At 55.8% G+C, this 21,442-nt stretch carries 18 protein-coding genes; 10 read left to right on the top strand and 8 right to left on the bottom strand.

What is annotated here, in order from left to right; genetic code table 11:
* Positions 1-40: 40 nt before the first annotated feature.
* Positions 41-1,243: an NAD(P)/FAD-dependent oxidoreductase gene (locus ACQG0S_RS21345; protein ID WP_057059999.1), complete on the bottom strand. Its 1,203-nt coding sequence runs from the start codon at positions 1,241-1,243 to the stop codon at positions 41-43.
* 228 nt (positions 1,244-1,471) lie between these two features.
* On the opposite strand from ACQG0S_RS21345, the gene pitA reads away from it, so the two are divergent.
* On the top strand, positions 1,472-2,971 hold the full coding sequence (gene pitA, locus ACQG0S_RS21350; RefSeq protein WP_022649706.1) for an inorganic phosphate transporter PitA: 1,500 nt from the start codon (positions 1,472-1,474) through the stop codon (positions 2,969-2,971).
* 54 nt (positions 2,972-3,025) lie between these two features.
* Here pitA and uspB read toward each other — a convergent pair whose 3' ends face one another.
* Positions 3,026-3,361, bottom strand: a complete 336-nt coding sequence (gene uspB, locus ACQG0S_RS21355; RefSeq protein WP_003861224.1) for a universal stress protein UspB — start codon at positions 3,359-3,361, stop codon at positions 3,026-3,028.
* Positions 3,362-3,644: 283 nt separating this feature from the next.
* Between uspB and uspA the strand changes: the two genes are divergently transcribed.
* A complete protein-coding gene (gene uspA / locus ACQG0S_RS21360) occupies positions 3,645-4,082 on the top strand; it encodes a universal stress protein UspA (RefSeq protein WP_003861223.1) in 438 nt (145 codons plus the stop codon).
* A gap of 92 nt (positions 4,083-4,174) precedes the next feature.
* Here the strand turns inward: uspA and rsmJ are convergent, their stop codons facing one another.
* Both rsmJ and prlC read right to left on the bottom strand, forming a co-directional pair.
* The gene (gene rsmJ, locus ACQG0S_RS21365) at positions 4,175-4,927 is read right to left on the bottom strand and encodes a 16S rRNA (guanine(1516)-N(2))-methyltransferase RsmJ (protein WP_048966516.1); all 753 of its coding nucleotides are present in this window, start codon (positions 4,925-4,927) and stop codon (positions 4,175-4,177) included.
* Between the two features lie 7 nt (positions 4,928-4,934).
* On the bottom strand, positions 4,935-6,977 hold the full coding sequence (gene prlC, locus ACQG0S_RS21370; RefSeq protein WP_048966515.1) for an oligopeptidase A: 2,043 nt from the start codon (positions 6,975-6,977) through the stop codon (positions 4,935-4,937).
* A gap of 208 nt (positions 6,978-7,185) precedes the next feature.
* Between prlC and ACQG0S_RS21375 the strand changes: the two genes are divergently transcribed.
* The 3 genes from ACQG0S_RS21375 to ACQG0S_RS21385 all read left to right on the top strand — a co-directional run bounded on the left by ACQG0S_RS21375 (position 7,186) and on the right by ACQG0S_RS21385 (position 11,284).
* The gene (locus ACQG0S_RS21375; RefSeq protein ID WP_022649709.1) at positions 7,186-8,028 is read left to right on the top strand and encodes a 23S rRNA (adenine(2030)-N(6))-methyltransferase RlmJ; all 843 of its coding nucleotides are present in this window, start codon (positions 7,186-7,188) and stop codon (positions 8,026-8,028) included.
* A 71-nt stretch (positions 8,029-8,099) separates the two neighbouring features.
* Positions 8,100-9,452 carry a glutathione-disulfide reductase gene (gorA, locus tag ACQG0S_RS21380; RefSeq protein ID WP_048966514.1) on the top strand — a complete coding sequence of 451 codons (1,353 nt, stop codon included), beginning with the start codon at positions 8,100-8,102 and terminating at the stop codon, positions 9,450-9,452.
* A gap of 182 nt (positions 9,453-9,634) precedes the next feature.
* On the top strand, positions 9,635-11,284 hold the full coding sequence (locus ACQG0S_RS21385) for an alpha,alpha-trehalase (protein ID WP_022649711.1): 1,650 nt from the start codon (positions 9,635-9,637) through the stop codon (positions 11,282-11,284).
* 110 nt (positions 11,285-11,394) lie between these two features.
* Here the strand turns inward: ACQG0S_RS21385 and ACQG0S_RS21390 are convergent, their stop codons facing one another.
* Positions 11,395-12,981, bottom strand: coding sequence for an STY4199 family HEPN domain-containing protein (locus tag ACQG0S_RS21390; RefSeq protein WP_063138091.1), 1,587 nt, complete (start codon positions 12,979-12,981; stop codon positions 11,395-11,397).
* A gap of 146 nt (positions 12,982-13,127) precedes the next feature.
* Between ACQG0S_RS21390 and ACQG0S_RS21395 the strand changes: the two genes are divergently transcribed.
* Together ACQG0S_RS21395 and ACQG0S_RS21400 are read left to right on the top strand one after the other, a co-directional pair.
* Positions 13,128-13,667, top strand: coding sequence for a GNAT family N-acetyltransferase (locus tag ACQG0S_RS21395; protein ID WP_038416887.1), 540 nt, complete (start codon positions 13,128-13,130; stop codon positions 13,665-13,667).
* Positions 13,668-13,738: 71 nt separating this feature from the next.
* Positions 13,739-14,077: a lysozyme gene (locus ACQG0S_RS21400; protein ID WP_022649714.1), complete on the top strand. Its 339-nt coding sequence runs from the start codon at positions 13,739-13,741 to the stop codon at positions 14,075-14,077.
* Here the strand turns inward: ACQG0S_RS21400 and ACQG0S_RS21405 are convergent.
* Positions 14,056-14,658 carry a response regulator transcription factor gene (locus tag ACQG0S_RS21405; protein ID WP_426750754.1) on the bottom strand — a complete coding sequence of 201 codons (603 nt, stop codon included), beginning with the start codon at positions 14,656-14,658 and terminating at the stop codon, positions 14,056-14,058. The genes ACQG0S_RS21400 and ACQG0S_RS21405 overlap by 22 nt on opposite strands.
* Positions 14,659-14,832: 174 nt before the next feature.
* Positions 14,833-15,591 (bottom strand): SDR family NAD(P)-dependent oxidoreductase, encoded by a 759-nt coding sequence (locus ACQG0S_RS21410; RefSeq protein WP_048966370.1) that lies wholly within the window; start codon positions 15,589-15,591, stop codon positions 14,833-14,835.
* Between the two features lie 119 nt (positions 15,592-15,710).
* On the opposite strand from ACQG0S_RS21410, the gene ACQG0S_RS21415 reads away from it, so the two are divergent.
* The 3 genes from ACQG0S_RS21415 to ACQG0S_RS21425 all read left to right on the top strand — a co-directional run bounded on the left by ACQG0S_RS21415 (position 15,711) and on the right by ACQG0S_RS21425 (position 19,269).
* Positions 15,711-16,610 carry a LysR family transcriptional regulator gene (locus ACQG0S_RS21415; protein ID WP_169440817.1) on the top strand — a complete coding sequence of 300 codons (900 nt, stop codon included), beginning with the start codon at positions 15,711-15,713 and terminating at the stop codon, positions 16,608-16,610.
* A 50-nt stretch (positions 16,611-16,660) separates the two neighbouring features.
* Positions 16,661-17,686 (top strand): inner membrane protein YhjD, encoded by a 1,026-nt coding sequence (gene yhjD, locus ACQG0S_RS21420; RefSeq protein ID WP_022649719.1) that lies wholly within the window; start codon positions 16,661-16,663, stop codon positions 17,684-17,686.
* A 260-nt stretch (positions 17,687-17,946) separates the two neighbouring features.
* Positions 17,947-19,269 carry an MFS transporter gene (locus tag ACQG0S_RS21425; RefSeq protein ID WP_022649720.1) on the top strand — a complete coding sequence of 441 codons (1,323 nt, stop codon included), beginning with the start codon at positions 17,947-17,949 and terminating at the stop codon, positions 19,267-19,269.
* A 94-nt stretch (positions 19,270-19,363) separates the two neighbouring features.
* Here the strand turns inward: ACQG0S_RS21425 and ACQG0S_RS21430 are convergent, their stop codons facing one another.
* Entirely contained in the window at positions 19,364-21,406 is a 2,043-nt protein-coding gene (locus tag ACQG0S_RS21430; RefSeq protein ID WP_023298835.1) for an AsmA family protein, read from the bottom strand.
* Between the last annotated feature and the right edge of the window lie 36 nt (positions 21,407-21,442).

Genomic DNA, 21,442 nt, shown 5'->3' on the forward strand with positions numbered 1-21,442 from the left:
TTTTGAGAATGGTTACAACTTTAGTGCTTTGTGTACAACTTTATTGTCCTCGGACATCAGCGAGTGCCTGCGCGCATGCCCAGGCACTGGCCCACGCCCACTGGAAGTTATACCCGCCGAGCCAGCCGGTCACGTCCATCACTTCACCAATGAAATAAAGACCCGGCACGTTGCGGGCTTCCATCGTGCGGGATGAGAGTTCGTTTGTATCCACGCCGCCCAGCGTCACTTCCGCCGTGCGGTAGCCTTCGGTGCCGTTTGGCTGCACGCGCCAGTTCGTCAGCGTCTCCACCAGCGTGTCCTGCTCGCGGCTGTTGAGCTGCTTAAGCGCAACATCCGGAATTTGCCCTAACACCTGCAAGCACTCCACGAGACGCTTCGGCAGCTGCATCGCCAGGGTATTTTTCAGGCTTTGATTCGGGTGCGCGGCGCGTTGCTCATTGAGGAAGGCGTCCAGATCGCAGTCCGGCACCAGGTTTACGGAGACAAACTCCCCCGGCTGCCAGTAGCTGGAGATCTGCAATACCGCTGGCCCCGAGAGACCGCGATGGGTAAAGAGCAGGTTTTCGCGGAACACCGTGCCGTCTTCGGCCGTAATGACCGACGGCACAGACACGCCGGAGAGCGTCTGAAGCTGTTCCAGCAGCGGCTTATGCAGCGTGAACGGCACCAGCCCGGCGCGCGTGGGTAATACTTTCAGGCCAAACTGCTCGGCGATTTTGTAGCCGAACGGTGAGGCACCCAGCCCCGGCATCGAGAGGCCGCCGCTGGCGATCACCAGGTTATCGGCGCTGACGGTTTCGCCGTTGAGTTGCAGCGTGTACCCTTGCTCGTTACGGGCGACGTCCAGCACTTCGGTGCGCAGGCGCATGACTACGCCGCCTTTCTCGCACTCGGCCACCAGCATATCCACGATTTGCTGGGCAGAGTCGTCGCAGAACAGCTGTCCCAGCGTCTTCTCATGCCACGCGATACCGTGTTTACCCACCAGTTCGATGAAATCCCACTGCGTGTAGCGCGCCAGCGCAGATTTACAAAAATGACGGTTCTGGCTCAAATAGGCCGCAGGCTCGACATAAAGATTAGTGAAATTGCAGCGCCCGCCACCGGACATCAGGATCTTGCGGCCAGGCTTTTTTCCGTTATCCAGCAGCAGCACACGACGACCCGCTTGTCCGGCCATTGCCGCACAAAACATACCCGCCGCACCGGCGCCAATTACTACGGCATCAAACCTTTCCACGTCAAAATCCTCTTCGTTAACTGCCGCGGATTGTAAAGTTTCCTCAGTGGTCGCACCAGCGTAAAAAGATATTACAAAGCCATTTCATTGATATTTAAAGATTATCTATTCAGGCACATTTCTCAAATCAGGTGGTATGTCAAAAAAAGTCTATATTTCACTTTGCCCGTTGCGCATTTGTCCTGGATAATGCGCCGCGTTCATGTCCTCAAAATGGCGTAACGTCCTATGCTACATTTGTTTGCCGGCCTGGATTTACATACCGGGCTTTTATTATTGCTTGCTCTGGTTTTTGTGCTGTTTTACGAAGCGATCAATGGCTTCCACGACACTGCAAACGCAGTTGCAACGGTTATCTACACTCGCGCAATGCGATCGCAGCTTGCGGTCGTTATGGCGGCGGTATTTAACTTTTTTGGTGTCCTCCTGGGCGGACTGAGCGTTGCCTATGCCATTGTGCATATGCTGCCAACGGATCTGCTGCTTAACGTGAGTTCCGGTCATGGCCTGGCCATGGTGTTCTCAATGCTGCTTGCTGCGATTATCTGGAACCTCGGTACCTGGTATTTCGGCCTGCCGGCATCCAGCTCTCACACCCTTATCGGCGCGATTATCGGTATCGGTTTAACTAACGCCCTGATGACCGGTACATCGGTTGTTGATGCGCTGAACCTTCCTAAAGTACTGGGTATTTTCGGCTCTCTGATCATCTCCCCTATCGTCGGTCTGGTGGTAGCGGGTGGATTGATTTTCATCCTGCGTCGCTACTGGAGCAACACGAAGAAACGTGCACGTATCCACCTGACGCCAGCAGAGCGTGAGAAGAAAGACGGCAAGAAAAAGCCGCCGTTCTGGACACGTATCGCGCTGATCATTTCCGCTATCGGCGTCGCCTTCTCTCATGGCGCGAACGATGGTCAGAAAGGTATCGGTCTGGTGATGCTGGTTCTGATTGGCGTCGCACCGGCAGGCTTCGTGGTTAACATGAACGCCTCTGGCTATGAGATCACCCGTACCCGTGATGCGGTAAACAACGTTGAGACTTACTTCCAGCAGCATCCTGATTTGCTGAAGAAAGCGACCGGCGTAGACCAGTTGATCCCTTCTCCTGACTCTGGCGCACTGACTGCACCGGGCGAGTTCCATTGCCACCCGGCAAACGCGATTAACGCGCTGGAACGTGCGAAAGGCATGCTGGCCGATATCGAAAGCTACGACAAACTGGCTGTAGAACAGCGTGGTCAGCTGCGTCGTATCATGCTCTGTATCTCCGACGTGACCGATAAAGTCGCGAAGCTGCCAGAGGTCAATGCTGACGATAAGCGTCTGCTGAAGAAACTGAAAGGCGATATGCTCAACACCATTGAGTACGCGCCAATCTGGATCATCATGGCGGTCGCGTTGGCGCTGGGTATCGGTACGATGATTGGCTGGCGTCGTGTGGCGACCACCATCGGTGAGAAGATCGGTAAGAAAGGCATGACCTATGCTCAGGGCATGTCCGCGCAGATGACGGCGGCAGTGTCTATCGGTCTGGCGAGCTACACCGGTATGCCAGTCTCCACCACCCACGTACTCTCTTCGTCCGTGGCAGGTACCATGATTGTTGACGGCGGCGGTTTGCAGCGTAAAACCGTGACCAACATTCTGATGGCCTGGGTGTTCACCCTCCCGGCGTCCATCCTGCTGTCTGGCGGTCTGTACTGGATTTCGCTGAAGCTTATTTAATCGGCTGAAGGCGACAAAAAAGCGGGTCAGGAAACTGGCCCGCTTTTTTTATGCTCAGTGCCATATCATCAGCGCAATCATACTCACCACAACCAGACCACACAGGGCGCTGGTCAAAATGAACTGACGACGCAGGCGCTCGCAGCGACGGATAAACTCTTCATCGTGGTGATCGCGGTAGCGCTGGTAGTAGATATACCCCACCAGACGCATCTGCTTGCTGGGCTGTCCGTGCGAGGTGAAGAACCCTCCACCGTCCACATATTGATAAAGCAACGGATCGCAACCACGAAGTACCACTAACAGCGCACGTAACGATGAGAAGTAGCGCGCCATATTCACTATGCAAACCACGCATAACGCCCAAAACAATGCGACGGTGCTAATCATACATCCTCCCCGGCGTCCACCCACGAAGCAAGGCTCCTGAGCTACCGCACCCCAATGCCCTGACAGACAGTTCAGTGAAAGAATGACTAAAAGTCGATCCGGTTCGCGTTTTAATATCCGAACGGCTCATTAAATAGTGTAGGAGATCCGTTAATTTTTTTGCCACAAGGTTAATCGTTATCAACACCAAAGCTTGAAAAATATGTTTAACTGGGCCGTAATGAAAGCATCAGACGACGGCTTTCCCATTTAGTCATCGATAACTTAAGGAAGGAGTAACACTATGGCTTACAAACACATTCTTATCGCGGTAGACCTCTCCCCGGAGAGTAAAGTGCTGGTTGATAAAGCAGTATCCATGGCACGTCCCTACAACGCGAAAGTTTCGCTGATTCACGTTGATGTGAATTACTCCGACCTCTACACCGGTCTGATCGACGTGAATCTCGGCGATATGCAGAAACGCATCTCCGAAGAGACTCACCACGCGCTGAGCGAGCTTTCTACCAACGCGGGCTATCCAATCACAGAAACCTTAAGCGGTAGCGGCGATCTGGGCCAGGTGCTGGTTGATGCGATTAAGAAATACGATATGGACCTGGTGGTATGCGGTCACCATCAGGACTTCTGGAGCAAACTGATGTCTTCCGCACGTCAGCTGATTAACACCGTACACGTGGATATGCTGATTGTTCCACTGCGTGACGAAGAAGACGAATAAGTGCAAAAAAGCCCGGTGGCGCTAACACATACCGGGCCTACAAGCGGCACTGAATGTAGGCCGGGTAAGGCGAAGCCGCCACCCGGCTTTTTTTATTCCGGCGTACCTGAATAGATATCAAAGCGATGCCCTTTGGTGGTCACCGCGTTAGTGGTCGCAACGTCCGCCAGCGGCGGCGCATAGTCAGGACGTTTCACCACCACCCGCTTCGTCGCCAGTTGACGAGCCGGCTCCAGCAGGCCATCGGCATCTAAATCTGGCCCCACCAGCGACTGAAACACCCGCATCTCTTTCTTCACCAGCGCGCTTTTCTGCTTATGCGGGAACATGGGGTCGAGATAAACCACCTGCGGGCGCGGGGTGATATCGGTCAGCGCCGTCAGGCTGGAGGCATGAATAAGTTGCAAACGTTCCTGTAACCACGAGCCGATTTCCAGGTCCGCATAGCCTCGCGTCAGCCCGTCGTCGAGCAGCGCGGCGACAACCGGATTACGCTCCAGCATCCGCACACGGCAGCCCACCGAGGCCAGCACAAACGCATCGCGCCCCAGCCCCGCCGTGGCGTCCACCACGTCCGGAAGATAGCTCCCTTTAATGCCAACCGCCTTGGCCACCGCTTCGCCGCGACCGCCGCCGAACTTACGCCGATGCGCCATCGCGCCGCCGACAAAATCGACAAAAATCCCGCCAAGCTTTGGCTCATCGCGCTTGCGCAGCTCCAGATGTTCCGGCGTCATCACCAGCGCCATCAGGTTCTTTTCATCATGTTCCAGCTCCCAGCGGGCCGCCAGAACAGATAAGGCGCCGTCACCGGCGCCTGTTTCATCTACTAAGCAGATCTTCACGTAGCAATCAGCCTTTGATTCCGTAATGCTCCAGCATCGCATCCAGCTGCGGCTCGCGGCCACGGAAGCGTTTGAACAGCTCCATAGGCTCTTCTGAACCGCCGCGGGTCAGGATGTTGTCGAGGAACGACTGACCGGTTTCGCGGTTGAAAATCCCCTCTTCTTCGAAGCGCGAGAAGGCATCCGCCGCCAGCACGTCGGCCCACAGGTAGCTGTAGTAGCCTGCGGCGTACCCGCCTGCGAAGATATGGCTGAACGCGTGCGGGAAGCGTCCCCAGGTCGGGCCTGGAATGACGGCAACCTGCTTTTTAATCTCAGCCAGGGTTTCGAGGATTTTCGCCCCCTGCTCCGGGCTGAACTCGGCGTGCAGGCGGAAGTCGAACAGGCCGAACTCCAGCTGACGCAGGATAAACATCGCCGCCTGGTAGTTTTTCGCCGCCAGCATTTTATCCAGCAGTTCTTTCGGCAGCGGTTCGCCCGTTTCGTAATGACCGGAGATAAACGCCAGCGCGTCCGGCTCCCAGCACCAGTTCTCCATAAACTGGCTTGGCAGCTCGACCGCATCCCATGGCACACCGCTGATACCGGCGACGCCAGCGGTTTCGATGCGGGTCAGCATGTGGTGCAGGCCGTGACCGAACTCGTGGAACAGGGTGATCACTTCATCGTGGGTAAACAGAGCAGGTTTGCCGCTCACCGGACGGTTGAAGTTACAGGTCAGGTAGGCAACAGGTTTTTGCAGGGAACCATCCGCTTTACGCATCTGGCCCACGCAGTCGTCCATCCACGCCCCACCGCGCTTGTTCTCACGCGCGTAGAGATCGAGATAGAAGCTGCCGCGCAGCTCGTTGTTCTCGTCATACAGCTCGAAGAAGCGCACGTCCGGATGCCAGACGTCGATGTCGGTACGCTCTTTCGCGGTAATGCCGTAGATGCGCTTCACTACCTCGAACAGACCGTTGACGGCTTTGTTTTCCGGGAAGTACGGACGCAGTTGTTCGTCGCTGATGCTGTAGAGGTGCTGTTTCTGTTTTTCGCTGTAGTATGCGATATCCCACGGCTGAAGCTCGTCCACGCCGAACTCCGCTTTTGCAAAGGCGCGCAGTTGGGCTAACTCTTTTTCACCCTGAGGACGGGCGCGTTTCGCCAGATCGGTCAGGAAGTCGAGCACCTGCTGTGGGTTCTCGGCCATTTTGGTGGCGAGGGATTTATCCGCGTAGCTGTCGAAGCCCAGCAGCTGTGCCAGCTCGTGGCGCAGGGAGAGGATCTCCGCCATCACCGGGCTGTTATCCCACTTACCGGCATTCGGCCCCTGATCGGAGGCGCGGGTGCTGTAGGCGCGGTACATCTCTTCGCGCAGGGCCTGGTTGTCGCAGTAGGTCATCACTGGCAGATAGCTTGGGATATCCAGCGTTAACAGGAAGCCTTCCTGCTCTTTCGCTTCGGCCTGGGCTTTTGCCGCCGCCAGCGCACTTTCCGGCATACCGGCCAGTTCGGATTCATCGGTAATCAGCTTCGTCCAGCCCATGGTGGCGTCGAGGACGTTGTTGCTGTACTGGTTGCCCAGCTCGGACAGGCGCGCGGCGATTTCGCCGTAGCGAACCTGTTTTTCTTTTGGCAGGCCAATCCCGGACAGTTCGAAATCACGCAGCGCGTTATCAACCGATTTTTTCTGCGCCGTGTTCAGTTCGGCATAATGGTCGCCGTCGCGCAGGTCGCGGTAGGCTTTGTAGAGCCCCTCGTGCTGGCCGACCCAGGTGCTGTACTCGGAGAGCAGCGGCAGGGTCTGTTCGTAGGCTTCGCGCAGCTCCGGGCTGTTTTTCACCGAGTTCAGGTGGCTCACCGGGGAGAAAATGCGCCCCAGCACGTCGTCCACTTCGGCCAGCGGCTGACACAGATTTTCCCAGGTGTACGGCGCGCCCTGCGCGACCACGTTCTCTACCGCCGCGCGGCAGTTTTCCAGCGACTGGGTAACGGCTGGAACCACATGCTCAGGGAGGATTTTAGAAAACGGTGGCAACGAAAAAGGCGTCAGTAATGGATTGGTCATAAACGCTGTCCTGTTGAAATAGATGAATGAAGCGCGCATCCGGCGCTGTGCATATTGTTTTCTGTAATGGGGTTAAGTGTAGAGGATTTCAATGCCGGAGGTTGTCGAAAAACGCCCTGTGGCGCTGCGCTTACCGGGCCTACGGGTAATCTGTGCCGTTCTGCTGTAAACTGTGGAAAATCGTCAATTCAGCGGAAAATCATTACCCATGCTCAGTTATCGCCACAGCTTCCACGCTGGCAACCACGCCGACGTCCTTAAACACACCGTTCAGAGCCTGATCATTGAAGCGCTTAAAGAGAAAGACAAGCCGTTTCTCTACCTGGACACCCACGCGGGGGCGGGCCGTTATCAGCTGAGCGGCGAACATGCCGAGCGTACCGGTGAATATCTGGAAGGCATCGCCCGTATCTGGCAGCAGGACGATCTGCCTGCCGAACTGGAGCCGTACATCGGCGTGGTGAATCATTTCAACCGCAACGGCCAGCTGCGCTATTACCCTGGCTCTCCGCTGATTGCCCGCCAGCTGCTGCGCGAGCAGGACAGCCTCCAGTTGACCGAGCTGCACCCAAGCGACTTCCCGCTGCTGCGCGCTGAGTTTCAGAAAGATAACCGCGCCCGCGTGGACAAAGCCGATGGCTACCAGCAGCTAAAAGCCAAACTACCGCCGGTTTCGCGTCGCGGCCTGGTGCTGATCGACCCGCCGTACGAAATCAAAACCGACTATCAGGCGGTGGTGGCCGGTATCAACGAAGGTTACAAACGCTTTGCGACCGGAACCTATGCCCTGTGGTATCCGGTAGTGCTACGCGCGCAAATTAAGCGCATGATCAAGGATCTGGAGGCGACCGGCATCCGCAAAATCCTGCAGATTGAGCTGGCGGTGCGCCCCGACAGCGACCAGCGCGGCATGACCGCGTCCGGCATGATTGTGATTAACCCGCCGTGGAAGCTCGAAGCGCAGATGAACAACGTGCTGCCGTGGCTGCACAAAACGCTGGTGCCAGCCGGTACGGGCCACGCCACCGTAAGCTGGATCGTGCCGGAGTAATCGCAGCCATCGGTGGAACCTATTGATTTCAGGTATACAATCGCGGCAATTCACGATTAAGGACAAAAGCTATGACTAAGCATTATGACTACATCGCAATCGGCGGCGGCAGCGGCGGCATCGCCTCCATCAACCGTGCGGCCATGTACGGCCAGAAGTGTGCGCTGATTGAAGCCAAAGAACTCGGCGGCACCTGCGTAAACGTGGGTTGTGTACCGAAGAAAGTGATGTGGCATGCCGCGCAAATCCGTGAAGCTATCCATATGTATGGCCCGGACTACGGCTTTGACACCACCATTAACCACTTCGACTGGGATAAGCTGATCGCCAGCCGTACCGCCTATATCGACCGTATTCACACCTCGTACGATAACGTGCTGGGCAAGAATAACGTCGACGTGATCCGCGGCTTCGCCCGTTTCGTGGATGCGAAGACGATCGAAGTGAACGGCGAGACGATCACCGCCGATCACATCCTGATCGCCACCGGTGGCCGTCCGAGCCATCCGAACATTCCGGGCGCGGAATACGGCATCGACTCCGACGGGTTCTTCGAGCTGCCTGCTCTGCCAGAGCGCGTTGCTATTGTAGGCGCGGGTTACATCGCGGTTGAGCTTGCTGGCGTGATTAACGGCCTTGGGGCGGAAGCGCACCTGTTTGTGCGTAAACACGCGCCGCTGCGTAGCTTTGATCCGCTAATCGTCGACACGCTGGTTGAGGTGATGAACGCCGAAGGCCCAACGCTGCACACCAACGCCGTGCCAAAAGCGGTGGTTAAAAATGCGGACGGTAGCCTGACCCTGGAGCTGGAAGATGGCCGCAGCCAGACCGTTGATTGCCTGATCTGGGCGATTGGTCGTGAACCGGCCACCGACAACTTCAACCTGGCCGAAACCGGGGCGAAAACCAATGAAAAAGGCTACATCGTCGTTGATAAGTTCCAGAACACCAGCGTACCGGGTATTTATGCCGTTGGTGATAACACAGGTGCCGTAGAACTGACGCCGGTTGCCGTGGCCGCGGGGCGTCGTCTTTCCGAGCGTCTGTTTAACAACAAGCCGGACGAACATCTGGATTACAGCAACATCCCGACCGTGGTCTTCAGCCACCCGCCAATCGGCACCGTCGGCTTAACCGAGCCGCAGGCGCGCGAGCAGTACGGCGACGATCAGGTGAAAGTGTATAAATCGGCGTTTACCGCGATGTATACCGCGGTCACCTCGCACCGTCAGCCGTGCCGCATGAAGCTGGTCTGTGTGGGCCCGGACGAGAAGATCGTCGGCATCCACGGCATAGGCTTTGGCATGGACGAGATCCTGCAGGGCTTCGCAGTGGCGCTGAAGATGGGCGCAACGAAAAAAGACTTCGATAACACCGTGGCGATCCACCCCACTGCGGCAGAAGAGTTTGTAACAATGCGTTGATATTGATGCCCCTCTTCAAAGGGGCATTTTTTTAACATTCATAAATCGTTGCAAAACGAATGCTCCGAAAATCGTGATCTAACGCACATATCCCTCCACATCCACCGAAGCGAATGTCTACGCTTATAAGACGCCCGGAAAAACCTGTCTTTTAGAACACACAACCGGAGGTCCTTATCACCATGTTCAACCAGAAACTACAGGCTACCGAGAACATCGAGTTCGAGATTGCAGAAGAGCTGCGCTACGAGACCGATCCCTGCGAGTTGAAACTGGATGAAATGATTGAGGCGGAGCCGGAACCCGAAATGATCGAGGGGCTACCTGCCTCCGATGCCCTGACGCCTGCCGATCGTTATCTTGAACTGTTCGAACATGTGCAGTCGACACGGCTGTTTGCGGACAGCAAAACTTTCCCAGACTGCGCGCCGAAAATGGACCCGCTGGATATCCTGATCCGCTACCGCAAGGTGCGTCGTCACCGTGATTTCGACCTGGCGCGCTTTGTGGAGAATCACTTCTGGCTGCCGGAGGACTACAGCAAAGAGTATGTCTCTGATCCCGGCTTCTCCCTGAAAGAACACATTGATAACCTGTGGCCGGTGCTGACGCGCGAGCCGCAGGATCATATCCCGTGGTCGTCGCTGCTGGCGCTGCCGCAGGCCTATATTGTCCCCGGCGGGCGATTCAGCGAGACCTACTACTGGGATTCTTATTTCTCCATGCTGGGGCTGGCAGAAAGCGGTCGTAACGATCTGCTGAAATGCATGGCCGATAACTTCGCCTGGCTGATTGAGCGCTACGGACATATCCCGAACGGCAACCGCACCTACTACCTCAGCCGCTCCCAGCCGCCGGTTTTTGCCCTGATGGTGGAGCTGTTTGAAGAGGACGGCGTGCGCGGGGCGAAGCGCTATCTTGAGCATCTCAAGATGGAGTACGCCTTCTGGATGGACGGGGCGGAATCGCTGCTGCTCAACCAGGCCTATCGCAGTGCGGTGCGCATGCCGGATGGCTCATTGCTCAACCGCTACTGGGACGATCGTGATACGCCACGGGATGAATCCTGGATTGAGGACGTTGAAACCGCCCGTCATTCCGGTCGTCCGCCGAACGAGGTGTATCGCGACCTGCGCGCCGGGGCAGCCTCAGGATGGGATTACTCGTCCCGCTGGCTGCGCGATCCTGCGCGGCTGGCTAGCATCCGTACGACGCAATTTATCCCCATCGATTTGAACGCATTCCTGTTCAAACTGGAGAGCGCTATCGCCAATATCTCAGCGTCGAAAGGGGATAAAGAGACGGCTGAACTATTCCGCCAGAAAGCCAGCGACCGGCGCGCGGCGGTGAACCGCTATCTGTGGGACGAAGAGAACGGCTGTTATCGTGATTACGACTGGCGCCGTGAAGCCCTGGCGCTGTTCTCTGCGGCCAGCATTGTGCCGCTGTATGTGGGCATGGCGACCCATGAGCAGGCTGAACGGCTGTCCGATGCCGTTAAAGCCCGTCTGCTCACGCCGGGCGGTATTCTCGCCACCGAATATGAAACAGGTGAGCAGTGGGATAAGCCGAACGGCTGGGCACCGCTACAATGGATGGCGATCCAGGGGTTCAAGCAGTACGGCAACGACTCGCTGGGGGATGAGATCGCCTGGAGCTGGCTGCACACGGTAAACCATTACTACAAAACCCATCATAAGCTGATTGAGAAGTACCATATCGCCAGCAGCACGCCACGCGAAGGTGGCGGGGGGGAGTATCCGTTGCAGGATGGCTTCGGCTGGACGAATGGGGTGGTGCGGCGGTTGATTGGGCTGTATGGGGAGCCCTGAGTCTCACCCCTCACCCTGACCCTCTCCCCTGAGGGGAGAGGGGACTTAACGGTGCGGCCTTTTCTCCCTCGCCCCTTTGGGGAGAGGGCCGGGGTGAGGGGGAAAAATAATCAGCGGATCACCTCATAAATGGCAGTCTGGATGGACTGCCATTTTTTTGTACTGGCATCGGGCTGCGTCTTCGCGCGGCGCGTTGCCATATCGGCGTCGTGCTGCTGACGTTTCACTACCGCCGGGACGGTACAGAATGCTTTCAGGTACTGCTTACGCATAGACGTCAGCGATTCGCCGTTCGCCATCGCATGGCTAAGCGTATTAATAAAGCGTCGGCAGGGCTTTTGCTCTGTCATTTGCAGGCGGTAGCGCAACATCACTTCCAGCACGTCATCGTAGCCTGCCGACAACGCCTCCTCCGTCCATGACATTTTCCAGTCCATCCCGCCCTGCAAAAACAGGAGCGCCACCCGGGTATCGTTGCGGCTAATCGCTGAACGGAAGTTGTTTTCATCCCAGGTGACACCCATCCGCGTCAGCGTTTCTCGCGAGGAAGGCGTTTCGCGCATCTCCTGCACCGGTGCGGGAGATGCCGTACTGGCCACAGCCGGCTGCGGTTTACTGCTGGTCACCAGCCAGAATCCCCCCACGACAATCGCGATAACCATCACGCCAACCGCTCCCCACAGCACGCCGGAAATCAGCTGTTCGCGCTGCTCTGGCGTACGCGCGGCGCGCTGAGTCGGTTTCTCTATGCTGTCACGCACTTCAAACAGATCGCCGCCTGTTGTGCGGTCTATTTTTTGCGCCTTTTCCCAGAATGCATGCAGCTCGCTTTCATCCACCGCCATCAGCGCCGCCGGGTTAACGCGTGTCCGCCCTTCCTCAAACGCGCGCTGAACGGAGCGGGTGATCTGCGTGTAATAGCTGTCGAGCAGCTGGATTTGCGCCCCGCTCAACGGCTGCTGCACGGTGATGCTGTTGCGGATTTGACGGATATCTTCGAGGAAGGTTTGCAGGGTTTTGCGGGGTTCTACCAGCAGCGTCAGCATGTCCGGGGCGTTAAACAGCGACGCGTAGTAGCGGCTAAATTCTTTCTTATCCACCAGCAGCTGGGCCAGCTCACTAAATAACATGCCGCTCAGAACATCATTAATTTCACCGTTTTTCAGCCAGCGACGCACACGTTCAGCATTAAACAAGGTCTTAAGATGATTATTCAGCCGCACCGGATCGGGCCATGCCTGCTGTATCAATCCTTTTATCATCAGCTCAATGGCACGCACCTGTTTCTGCGCCTGGAGCTGGCTCGCCTTGTCTGGCACCCTCCCGGTATCGTAGGTCAGAAGGGGCTGTTGCAGACGCAGATATTCAAGGGATGTGACGAAGCGCATCGCCGCAATCAGCTGGTTTTCGCTGACATCCTGCCCGCTTTCATACTGGGGAACGCGCTGCTGAAGCAAGCGTAATTGCAGCGTAAAGGCTGTCATTTCCGCATCATTCAGGTTCAGCTTTCTGGCTACGGCGCCCCACCCGCCCAGCCCCAGGCGGGCGCTATCCAGTTGTTCCAGAAACCAGCGTGGATCTTTTCCTTCAGAAACATGTACATTCAACAGAAGTAAGATTTCAACAGACGCCTGGCGGATCGCCGCCAGACAGTGTTCAAACTGTTCGCGGGTATGATGCGATGAGCTAATCATCATTGTTTTCCTTGAGAGACAATGAGTACCGCCAAAGCGGCATTAAAAGTCGTTTTTCTTTTTATTTATAGGAGGTTAAACATACCTGACTTTCTGTTGAAATAAAGTGACAACCCTATAATCATTTGCAATGTCTCCGGAGGATCGTCATGCCCGCCTTAACCACCGCGCGTCTCACCTGCTTGCCGCTGCAAGAGCAAGACTGGCCCTTTTTTCTGTCGCTACAGCAAAATCCTGACGTGATGCGTTTTGTCGCCCATGAGCGTAGCGAGGCTGACATTCGGGAGGCCTTTGTGTCTCGTCTGTTGCCGTGGGCACCGGGCAGCTCGCACTGGCTCTGCCTTGTGGTGCGTGAGACGGCCAGCCAGACGCCGCTGGGCGTAACCGGCTATGTGCACCGGGAAGCAGATTGTGCCGAAGTCGGTTTTCTCTTTGCGCCCTCTGCGCAGGGGAAAGGTTACGGCTTTGAATCTCTGCGGGCGGTGTGTGATTTCGCGCTGACCCAGGGCAATATCCGTCGGCTCACCGCGACCGTGACGGCGGGAAATATCGCCTCAAGGCGACTGCTGGAAAAAACAGGTTTTCAGCTGGAAGGTGAGTTGCGCGAGAGTTATTTCCTTTCAGGGCAATGGCATAACGACTGGCTATTCGGTTTACTGAAAAAGGAATATCTGTTCAGTAAAACCTGATCAACGGCCATTTGGCGGATATTCCCCGGGCTGTTTTCCCTTTATAGTTCCGCCATAAAGAGGAAACGCTTATGACGGGTTATGCAATGCAGATATCTTCTGCTGCAATCGCATTAATTAAAAAACAGCAGGGTCTTTCCCTGGAGAAATACCGTGACGAAAAGGGAATATGGGTTATAGGTTACGGTCACGTGATTCGCCAGTGGGAAAAATTTAACGGCCTCATCACGCCGACTGAGGCGGAGAATTTGCTTTTCAATGATATTCATTTATGTGAGTCGCTGCTGCGGGAAATGAACAAACGCCCATTAACCCAACAGCAGCATGATGCACTGGTATTAACGCTCTTCAGTTTTGGGGAAGATTCCCCTCTGCCAGAGAAGATCCTTCAGGCCGTCGCCCGGGTATAGTACATCGCGGCCTGCGTCCGGTTTTTGACATCAAGACGACGGAAAAGCGTCTCAAGATGGGCTTTTACCGTTGCCGCACTGATATTGAGATTACGACCTATCTCTTTATTTGACTCTCCGGCCGCCAGTAATTTCAATACCTCACGCTGGCGCTCACTTAACAATGACAGCTCATCATGAGAGGAGTGCTGGTTCATCCACTCGCCGGGAAAACAGACCATCCCTCGCGATACAGAATCCAGCACGGCGGAAAAGCGTTCGGGATTCGCATTACGAGGGATTATTGCCACCACGTTGCGCTGTAGCATTTGCTCAACCCAGCGAGGCTCTTTTTTCGTTAACACCAGCACCACGCGCGCTGTTGGAAAATGATTCATAATCTCTTCCGGTAAAGCCACACCGTTATCATGAATTAAATACCCATCTATCATGACGATAGCGGAAGGTGACGCAGATAAGTGTGCCCATAATTCATCAGTCTGACGAGTTCCTGTCAAATCTATTTCCGGAATTAATTTCTGCAAACTGCACTTCGCTCCATGAATAAATATTGACTGCCTGTCAAACATGATTACTCGCATCGTATTACTCCTCTGAGAATAGCGAAGGGGGATTCTACAGAGGCATTTTTTAAGAAAAAACTCAATGAATGGAGAGGTTACAATTCACCCAGCTCTCTTTATATCTTTCATCATTTAGACACACCTGCTTTAAGGATTTCCTTAAAAGGGTTCCCTCCCCCTTAAGTCTGAACATTACAGGAACATACCGCCTGAAACTTCAATACGTTGCGCATTCATCCAGCCCAGTTTGTCACTGAGCAACGCCGCAATGGCGTCACCGATATCATCGGGCAGGCCCACCCGTCCCAGCGCCGTCTGCGAGGCCAGCAGCTGGTTAAGCTCCGCATTATCCCTTACGCGTCCGCCTCCAAAGTCGGTTTCAATCGCGCCAGGCGCGATGATATTGACGGAAATTCCGCGCACGCCAAGCTCTTTTGCCTGATAGCGGGTCAGCACTTCCATCGCCCCTTTCATTGCCGCGTAAGTCCCTGAACCTGGCTGAGTAAAACGGGCCAGTCCGCTTGAGACATTCAGGATCCGTCCTCCGTCTTTTATGAGCGGCAGCAGCTGTTGTGTGAGGAAAAACGGACCTTTGAAGTGAATATTCACCGCATCATCAAACTGCGCTTCTGTCGTCTCGGTATAGGGTGCGTATAACCCTGTACCTGCGTTGTTCACTAAATAGTCAAAGGTGTCACGTTGCCAGACGTGTGTAAGGGTTTCCTTCACCTGTTGAGCGAAGCGCGCAAAACTTGCCGTATCGCCGACGTTAAGCTGCAATGCTGCCGCTTTTCTACCTTTTCCCTCAATTTCGCGTATAACTTCCTGCGCCTCCTGCTGACTGCTGTTCCAGGTCAGGATGATATCTGTCCCTTCCGCAGCAAGCTTCAAAACCGCATTTTTACCCAGGCCGCGGCTACCGCCCGTCACTAATGCAATACGTTCACGCATAATTCACCTCGTTTCGACTGCGATGAAGATTGAGAATGAGCTTATTAGATGGTAGAAAATCAATAAATAGTGCCGCCAACGCTTCACTGTTTCATTTCAAACAACAATGACCCATATCTATGGATAAAATATACGCAATGCAGCTTTTCCTTCGCGTCGCGGAACTGGAGAGTTTTACCCGCGCGGCGGAGACGTTAAGCCTGCCGAAGGGGAGTGTCTCGCGGCAGATCCTGGCGCTGGAGAACGCGCTTGGCACTCAACTGCTGCACCGCACTACCCGCCGCGTCAGCCTGACGCAGGACGGCATGGTTTATTACGAACGCGCAAAAGATCTGCTGATGAATCTGGACGAACTGGACGGCATGTTTCTGCACGACCCTTCCACCATCAGCGGTCGGCTACGTGTGGATATGCCCGTTGCCATTGCACGAAATGTCGTCATTCCGAAACTGCCTGCATTTTTACAACAGTTTCCCGGCATTGAGCTTGAGCTAAGCAGCAGCGATCGTCTGGTCGATGTCATCCGCGAAGGATTTGACTGCGTGGTTCGCGTGGGAAACTTGAAGGACTCCGGGCTTATCGCCCGCCCGCTTGGGAAGCTTTCAGTGATTAACTGCGCCAGCCCGGATTATCTCACGCGATTCGGCTACCCTGAGACGCTGGATGATTTGGGCTCACACGCCCTCATTCATTACTCCGCCACGCTGGGCACCCGTCCTCTGGGTTTTGAGTATTTCAACGGCAGCGCGACCCAGTGGATAAAAACGGGAGGCGTTTTGACGGTTAACAGCACGGAAACCTACCAGGCCGCCTGTATCGCCGGGCTTGGCATTATTCAGGTCCCGCGCGTCGGGGTGCGTGATGCCCTGCGCACGAAAAAACTCGTTCAGATCCTGCCGCAATATCGGGCTGAACCAATGCCCGTCTCCCTCATTTATCCCCACCGCCGTAACCTCTCCCGTCGGGTGCATGTGTTTATGGAGTGGCTTACCGAACTCACAAAAAGTTACGTGGACTAGTCGCAAGCTATAATTCAATAACATCCAGCTCAACGAAAAGGAAAATGCGCGTGACGCCGGAAAATAACCCGCAACGACCGACTCAACATTTAGATTATGAACCCATCAAAAAGATGGATAACGAGCCTGAAGCGCCGAAGGAGCCTGGAACGACCAGCAAAGCGCTGGGCACCGTGACCGGCATAGCCGAAAAAATTCAGCAGATACCCGCGATTGCTCACCTGATCCGCGCCGCTGAGCGCTTTAACGACCGCATGGGAAATCAGTTTGGCGCGGCGATCACCTACTTCTCTTTCCTGTCGATGATCCCTATCCTGATGGTGTCGTTTGCTGCCGCCGGTTTTGTTCTGGCGTCTCACCCGACGCTGTTGCAGGACATCTTCAATAAGATCCTGACCAACGTCAGCGACCAGACGCTCGCCACGACGCTCAAAAGCACCATCAATACCGCCGTGCAGCAGCGTACCACCGTGGGTATCGTCGGGTTGCTGATTGCGCTCTATTCCGGGGTTAACTGGATGGGCAACCTGCGTGAGGCCATTCGCGCCCAGTCGCGTGACGTCTGGGAGCGTACGCCGCAGGATCAGGAGAAGATATGGGTGAAGTATTTGCGCGACTTTATCTCGCTGATTGGTCTGCTGGTGGCGCTGGTCATCACGCTCTCTATCACCTCGGTCGCCGGTTCTGCGCAGCAGATGATTATCTCCGCGCTGTATCTGGACTACATTGAATGGCTGAAACCGGCCTGGCGCGGTATAGGGCTTGCTATCTCCATCTTTGCTAACTACCTGCTGTTCTTCTGGATCTTCTGGCGTTTGCCCCGCCATCGGCCGCGCAAGAAGGCGCTGATCCGTGGGACGTTGATTGCCGCCATTGGCTTTGAGGTGATCAAAATTGTGATGACCTATACGCTGCCATCGCTGGTGAAGTCCCCCTCCGGCGCGGCCTTTGGTTCGGTGCTGGGGCTGATGGCCTTCTTCTATTTCTTCGCACGCCTGACGCTGTTCTGTGCCGCGTGGATCGCCACCGCAGAGTATAAAGACGACCCACGCATGCCGGGAAAAACCCACCACTGATGTCCTGTCGGGCTGATATTTCAGCCCGATTCATCATTTCAGCATATAAATCCAGACCGTAACTTTTATTTAACTCAAAACCAGTTTTAATGACTGATATTTAAAATGTGTGAAGCATTTCATGGAAGTGTTTTCGCTGGTCTGAAAATTATCCGCTTTTTGTTGCTTTTATGACCATGTCACGCCTTTGTTACAGATTGAAATGTCGCTTTTGCTGTGCCTAATATGGCCCTTCGTTCGTCCAAAAATAAGAAAATATTATGCAAGCAACAGCCACCACACTTAACGAAGGGGCGGAACACGTTCCGGTCAACTCCCGCAATAAAGTCGTCGTCGCATCGCTGATTGGCACCGCCATTGAGTTCTTCGACTTTTATATTTACGCCACCGCTGCGGTCATTGTCTTTCCGCATATTTTCTTCCCACAGGGCGACCCGACGGCAGCCACGCTACAGTCTTTAGCTACCTTTGCTATCGCCTTCGTTGCGCGTCCTATAGGTTCAGCGGTCTTTGGCCACTTTGGCGATCGCGTCGGGCGTAAAGTGACGCTGGTTGCCTCGCTGCTGACGATGGGGATCTCCACCGTCGCCATCGGCCTGCTGCCGACCTATGAAACTATCGGCATTCTGGCGCCTGTGCTGCTGGCGCTGGCGCGCTTTGGTCAGGGCCTGGGGCTGGGCGGGGAATGGGGCGGCGCGGCGCTGCTGGCGACCGAGAACGCCCCGGCGCGTAAGCGTGCCCTGTATGGCTCTTTCCCACAGCTGGGCGCGCCGATTGGCTTCTTCTTCGCGAACGGCACCTTCCTGCTCCTCTCCTGGCTGCTGACCGATGAACAGTTCATGAGCTGGGGCTGGCGTATTCCGTTCGTCTTCTCTGCCGTGCTGGTGCTGATTGGCCTGTACGTGCGCGTGTCGCTGCACGAGACGCCGGTCTTCGCTAAAGTCGCCGCGGCGAAAAAGCAGGTTAAAGTTCCGCTGGGGACGCTGCTGACCAAACACCTCCGCGTGACCGTGCTGGGTACGTTCATCATGCTGGCGACCTACACGCTGTTCTATATCATGACCGTGTACTCCATGACCTACAGTACCGCCGCCGTACCGGTCGGACTGGGCCTGCCGCGTAACGAAGTGCTGTGGATGCTGATGATGGCGGTTATTGGATTTGGCGTGATGGTGCCCATCGCGGGCCTGCTGGCGGATAAATTTGGCCGTCGTTCAAGCATGATCGTCATCACCTCGCTGATCATCCTGTTCGCACTGTTTGTCTTCCCGCCGCTGCTGGGTTCAGGTAGCCCTGCGCTGGTGATGGCGTATCTGCTGATTGGTCTGAGCCTGATGGGGCTGACCTTTGGCCCAATGGGCGCGCTGCTGCCGGAGCTGTTCCCGACTGAAGTGCGTTATACCGGCGCGTCGTTCTCCTATAACGTTTCGTCTATTCTGGGCGCCTCGGTGGCCCCGTATATCGCCACGTGGCTTCAGGCGAACTATGGTCTGTTCTATGTGGGTGTCTATCTGGCGGCCATGGCAGCGTTGACGCTGATTGCGCTGCTGCTGACGCACGAAACTAAGCATCAGACTCTGTAAGCGAATGCCGGGTGGCGGCTACGCCTTACCCGGCCTACGATTCACATGTAGGCCGGGTAAGGCGCAGCGTCACCCGGCAAGAACAGGCCACACCTTACTTCTTCATCTGCGACAAAATCGTCCGACACTGATTCGCTTCGCCTTCTGACGGCGAAATCAACGCCAGCAGCGCCGCCGCAGGGGTGACCAGCGTGGCGAGGGCGGCGGCAACCGCACCGCGCGCAATCAGCGGCCCGGCCTTCACGCCCGCCTGCGGATCTTTGAAGGTCCCGCGAACGTAGAGCGGCGAGCGCAGGGTGATGATGCGAATGCCTTTACTTTCCGGATCGATGGTTAAATCCAGCTGCTCGGACGCCATGCTGGCGGTACCGGTGATGTTGATAACCGCGTTTTCCGTGTCGAATGCGAAAATCTGCGGACGCGCCACACCGTTGACCAGGTCCACGTTTGCCGCCGCGCAGTTCACGCGCACTTCATCGTCTCCGAAGATTTGTCCGACGATGAAGTTACCAACGTTCAGCCCCAGGATCTCCATCAGGTTACGGCTCACCAGCCCGTCGTTCATTAGCAGCTTCAGGTTGCCGTTTCCGCTGCCTAACAGCGCGGCCACAGAGTTACCCGTGCCGCGAATATCCGCATCGCCGTTCATCTCACCGAGGGTTTTCTGCATCAACTCCACGTCCGGCATCAGCTCTTTCAGCTTCAGACGACGCGCCTGGATCTCCGCCCTTCCCTGCATCGGCTTTTTATCCCCCTCCAGGTGGATATTCGAGGAAATGGTTCCCCCGGCCATGCCAAACTTCAGCGGTTGCAGGCGCAGATCGGCGTTTTTCAGGATGATATGGGTCGAGAGGTTGCTCAACGGCAGCGTGCTGCCATGCTCAATTTTACGTCCTTTGAAGCGCACGTCCGCATCCATTACGTCCCACTTGTCGGTTTCGAAGCGGTCATAGGGCAGCACTTTACCCGCAGGCTGAGCGTCCTTTTTGACCTCTTTTGACTTCGTGCCTTTACCCGAATCTACGCCAATCAGCGGACCAAGATCGGCCAGACGCAGCTGGCGGGATTCAACGTCCCCCTCCAGTTTCGGGCGCGGTTTTCCGGTGGTGTAGGTCAGCGTGCCGTGTATATCGCTATCGCCGATGCGGCCGTTGAACCCCCGGTAGTCAAAGACGGACGATTTTTCAGCGTCGATTTTTGCGACCAGCCGCCCGTCCGTTTCAAACGGCGGGGTATCCGGCAGCAGCACGCCGGTGAGATCGTACAGTTCACCCAGCGAATCCCCGGCAAACTTAAGCTGGAGGTCGACGCCGCCCATGTTCATCGGGTCGTTAACCGTGCCCACGAACGCCACGCGGGTATTGCCCGAGCGGAAGTCCGCCTGCACCGGGAACGGCGTACCCTCGCTCCTGAGCGCCAGCATACCGCCGATTTTGCCTTTACCGGTCAGCGGCTGGCCGTTGTAGCGCCCTTTCGCTGTCAGGCCGAAGACGTAATCGCCAGCTTTGCTGTCATCGCCTTTGGCTTTGCTGCCCGTCACTTCGCTAAACGGCAGCGGCTTGCCCAGCGGATCGACGAGGATCTCCACGTCAGCCTTACTTACTTTATCGTCAATGGCGATCCGCCCCCGATCGAACAGAATATTGTCGAGGCGGAAGGACCATGAAGAGGGCTGCGCATTCGGATCTTTATCGCCGCTGCTGGCGAGATCGAACGTCCAGTTATTGGTTTTCTCCGACAGGCGAATCAGCCGCGCGTCGGGCTGCTGAAGTTTGATCCACGGCAGATACACCGTTTTGGTTAACAGGGCTAACGGCGCCAGCGTGGCTTCCACGCGCGGCAGGTGGATCATGGTCACTTCGGGGATGTCCGGCGGGTTGCCAAGAATAATGTCGTCAGCGTGAACGTGCGGCCAGGGCACCCAGCTTCGCCAGCCGGTTTCCTCTTTCTGACGCTCCCACACGACCCCCAAATCGCCACGTATTGCGAAGGGGCGGTTTAGCTCGGTCGAGACTTTCTGGTTGATGGTCGGTTTGAGGCGGTTCCAGTCAAACGTGGCGATAATGATGATTAAGACCACGATCAGCAACAAGAAAATCCCTGCTGTCCAGGAAATCACCCTGGTTGTTTTTGTCATTGTTGTCCCCTTTCCTGATGAACTTGCCTTTAAAAC

This window comes from Enterobacter cloacae complex sp. 418I7 (genome assembly GCF_050030705.1).
GTDB classification, from domain to species: domain Bacteria; phylum Pseudomonadota; class Gammaproteobacteria; order Enterobacterales; family Enterobacteriaceae; genus Enterobacter; species Enterobacter intestinihominis.

Excerpts from the sequence above, each read along its gene's own strand:
- pitA (WP_022649706.1), top strand. The coding sequence starts at position 1,472 with ATGCTACATTTGTTTGCCGGCCTGGATTTACATACCGGGCTTTTATTA.
- uspB (WP_003861224.1), bottom strand. The coding sequence starts at position 3,361 with ATGATTAGCACCGTCGCATTGTTTTGGGCGTTATGCGTGGTTTGCATA.
- uspA (WP_003861223.1), top strand. The coding sequence starts at position 3,645 with ATGGCTTACAAACACATTCTTATCGCGGTAGACCTCTCCCCGGAGAGT.
- prlC (WP_048966515.1), bottom strand. The coding sequence starts at position 6,977 with ATGACCAATCCATTACTGACGCCTTTTTCGTTGCCACCGTTTTCTAAA.
- ACQG0S_RS21375 (WP_022649709.1), top strand. The coding sequence starts at position 7,186 with ATGCTCAGTTATCGCCACAGCTTCCACGCTGGCAACCACGCCGACGTC.
- gorA (WP_048966514.1), top strand. The coding sequence starts at position 8,100 with ATGACTAAGCATTATGACTACATCGCAATCGGCGGCGGCAGCGGCGGC.
- ACQG0S_RS21385 (WP_022649711.1), top strand. The coding sequence starts at position 9,635 with ATGTTCAACCAGAAACTACAGGCTACCGAGAACATCGAGTTCGAGATT.
- ACQG0S_RS21390 (WP_063138091.1), bottom strand. The coding sequence starts at position 12,981 with ATGATGATTAGCTCATCGCATCATACCCGCGAACAGTTTGAACACTGT.
- ACQG0S_RS21395 (WP_038416887.1), top strand. The coding sequence starts at position 13,128 with ATGCCCGCCTTAACCACCGCGCGTCTCACCTGCTTGCCGCTGCAAGAG.
- ACQG0S_RS21400 (WP_022649714.1), top strand. The coding sequence starts at position 13,739 with ATGACGGGTTATGCAATGCAGATATCTTCTGCTGCAATCGCATTAATT.
- ACQG0S_RS21405 (WP_426750754.1), bottom strand. The coding sequence starts at position 14,658 with ATGCGAGTAATCATGTTTGACAGGCAGTCAATATTTATTCATGGAGCG.
- ACQG0S_RS21410 (WP_048966370.1), bottom strand. The coding sequence starts at position 15,591 with ATGCGTGAACGTATTGCATTAGTGACGGGCGGTAGCCGCGGCCTGGGT.
- ACQG0S_RS21415 (WP_169440817.1), top strand. The coding sequence starts at position 15,711 with ATGGATAAAATATACGCAATGCAGCTTTTCCTTCGCGTCGCGGAACTG.
- ACQG0S_RS21425 (WP_022649720.1), top strand. The coding sequence starts at position 17,947 with ATGCAAGCAACAGCCACCACACTTAACGAAGGGGCGGAACACGTTCCG.
- ACQG0S_RS21430 (WP_023298835.1), bottom strand. The coding sequence starts at position 21,406 with ATGACAAAAACAACCAGGGTGATTTCCTGGACAGCAGGGATTTTCTTG.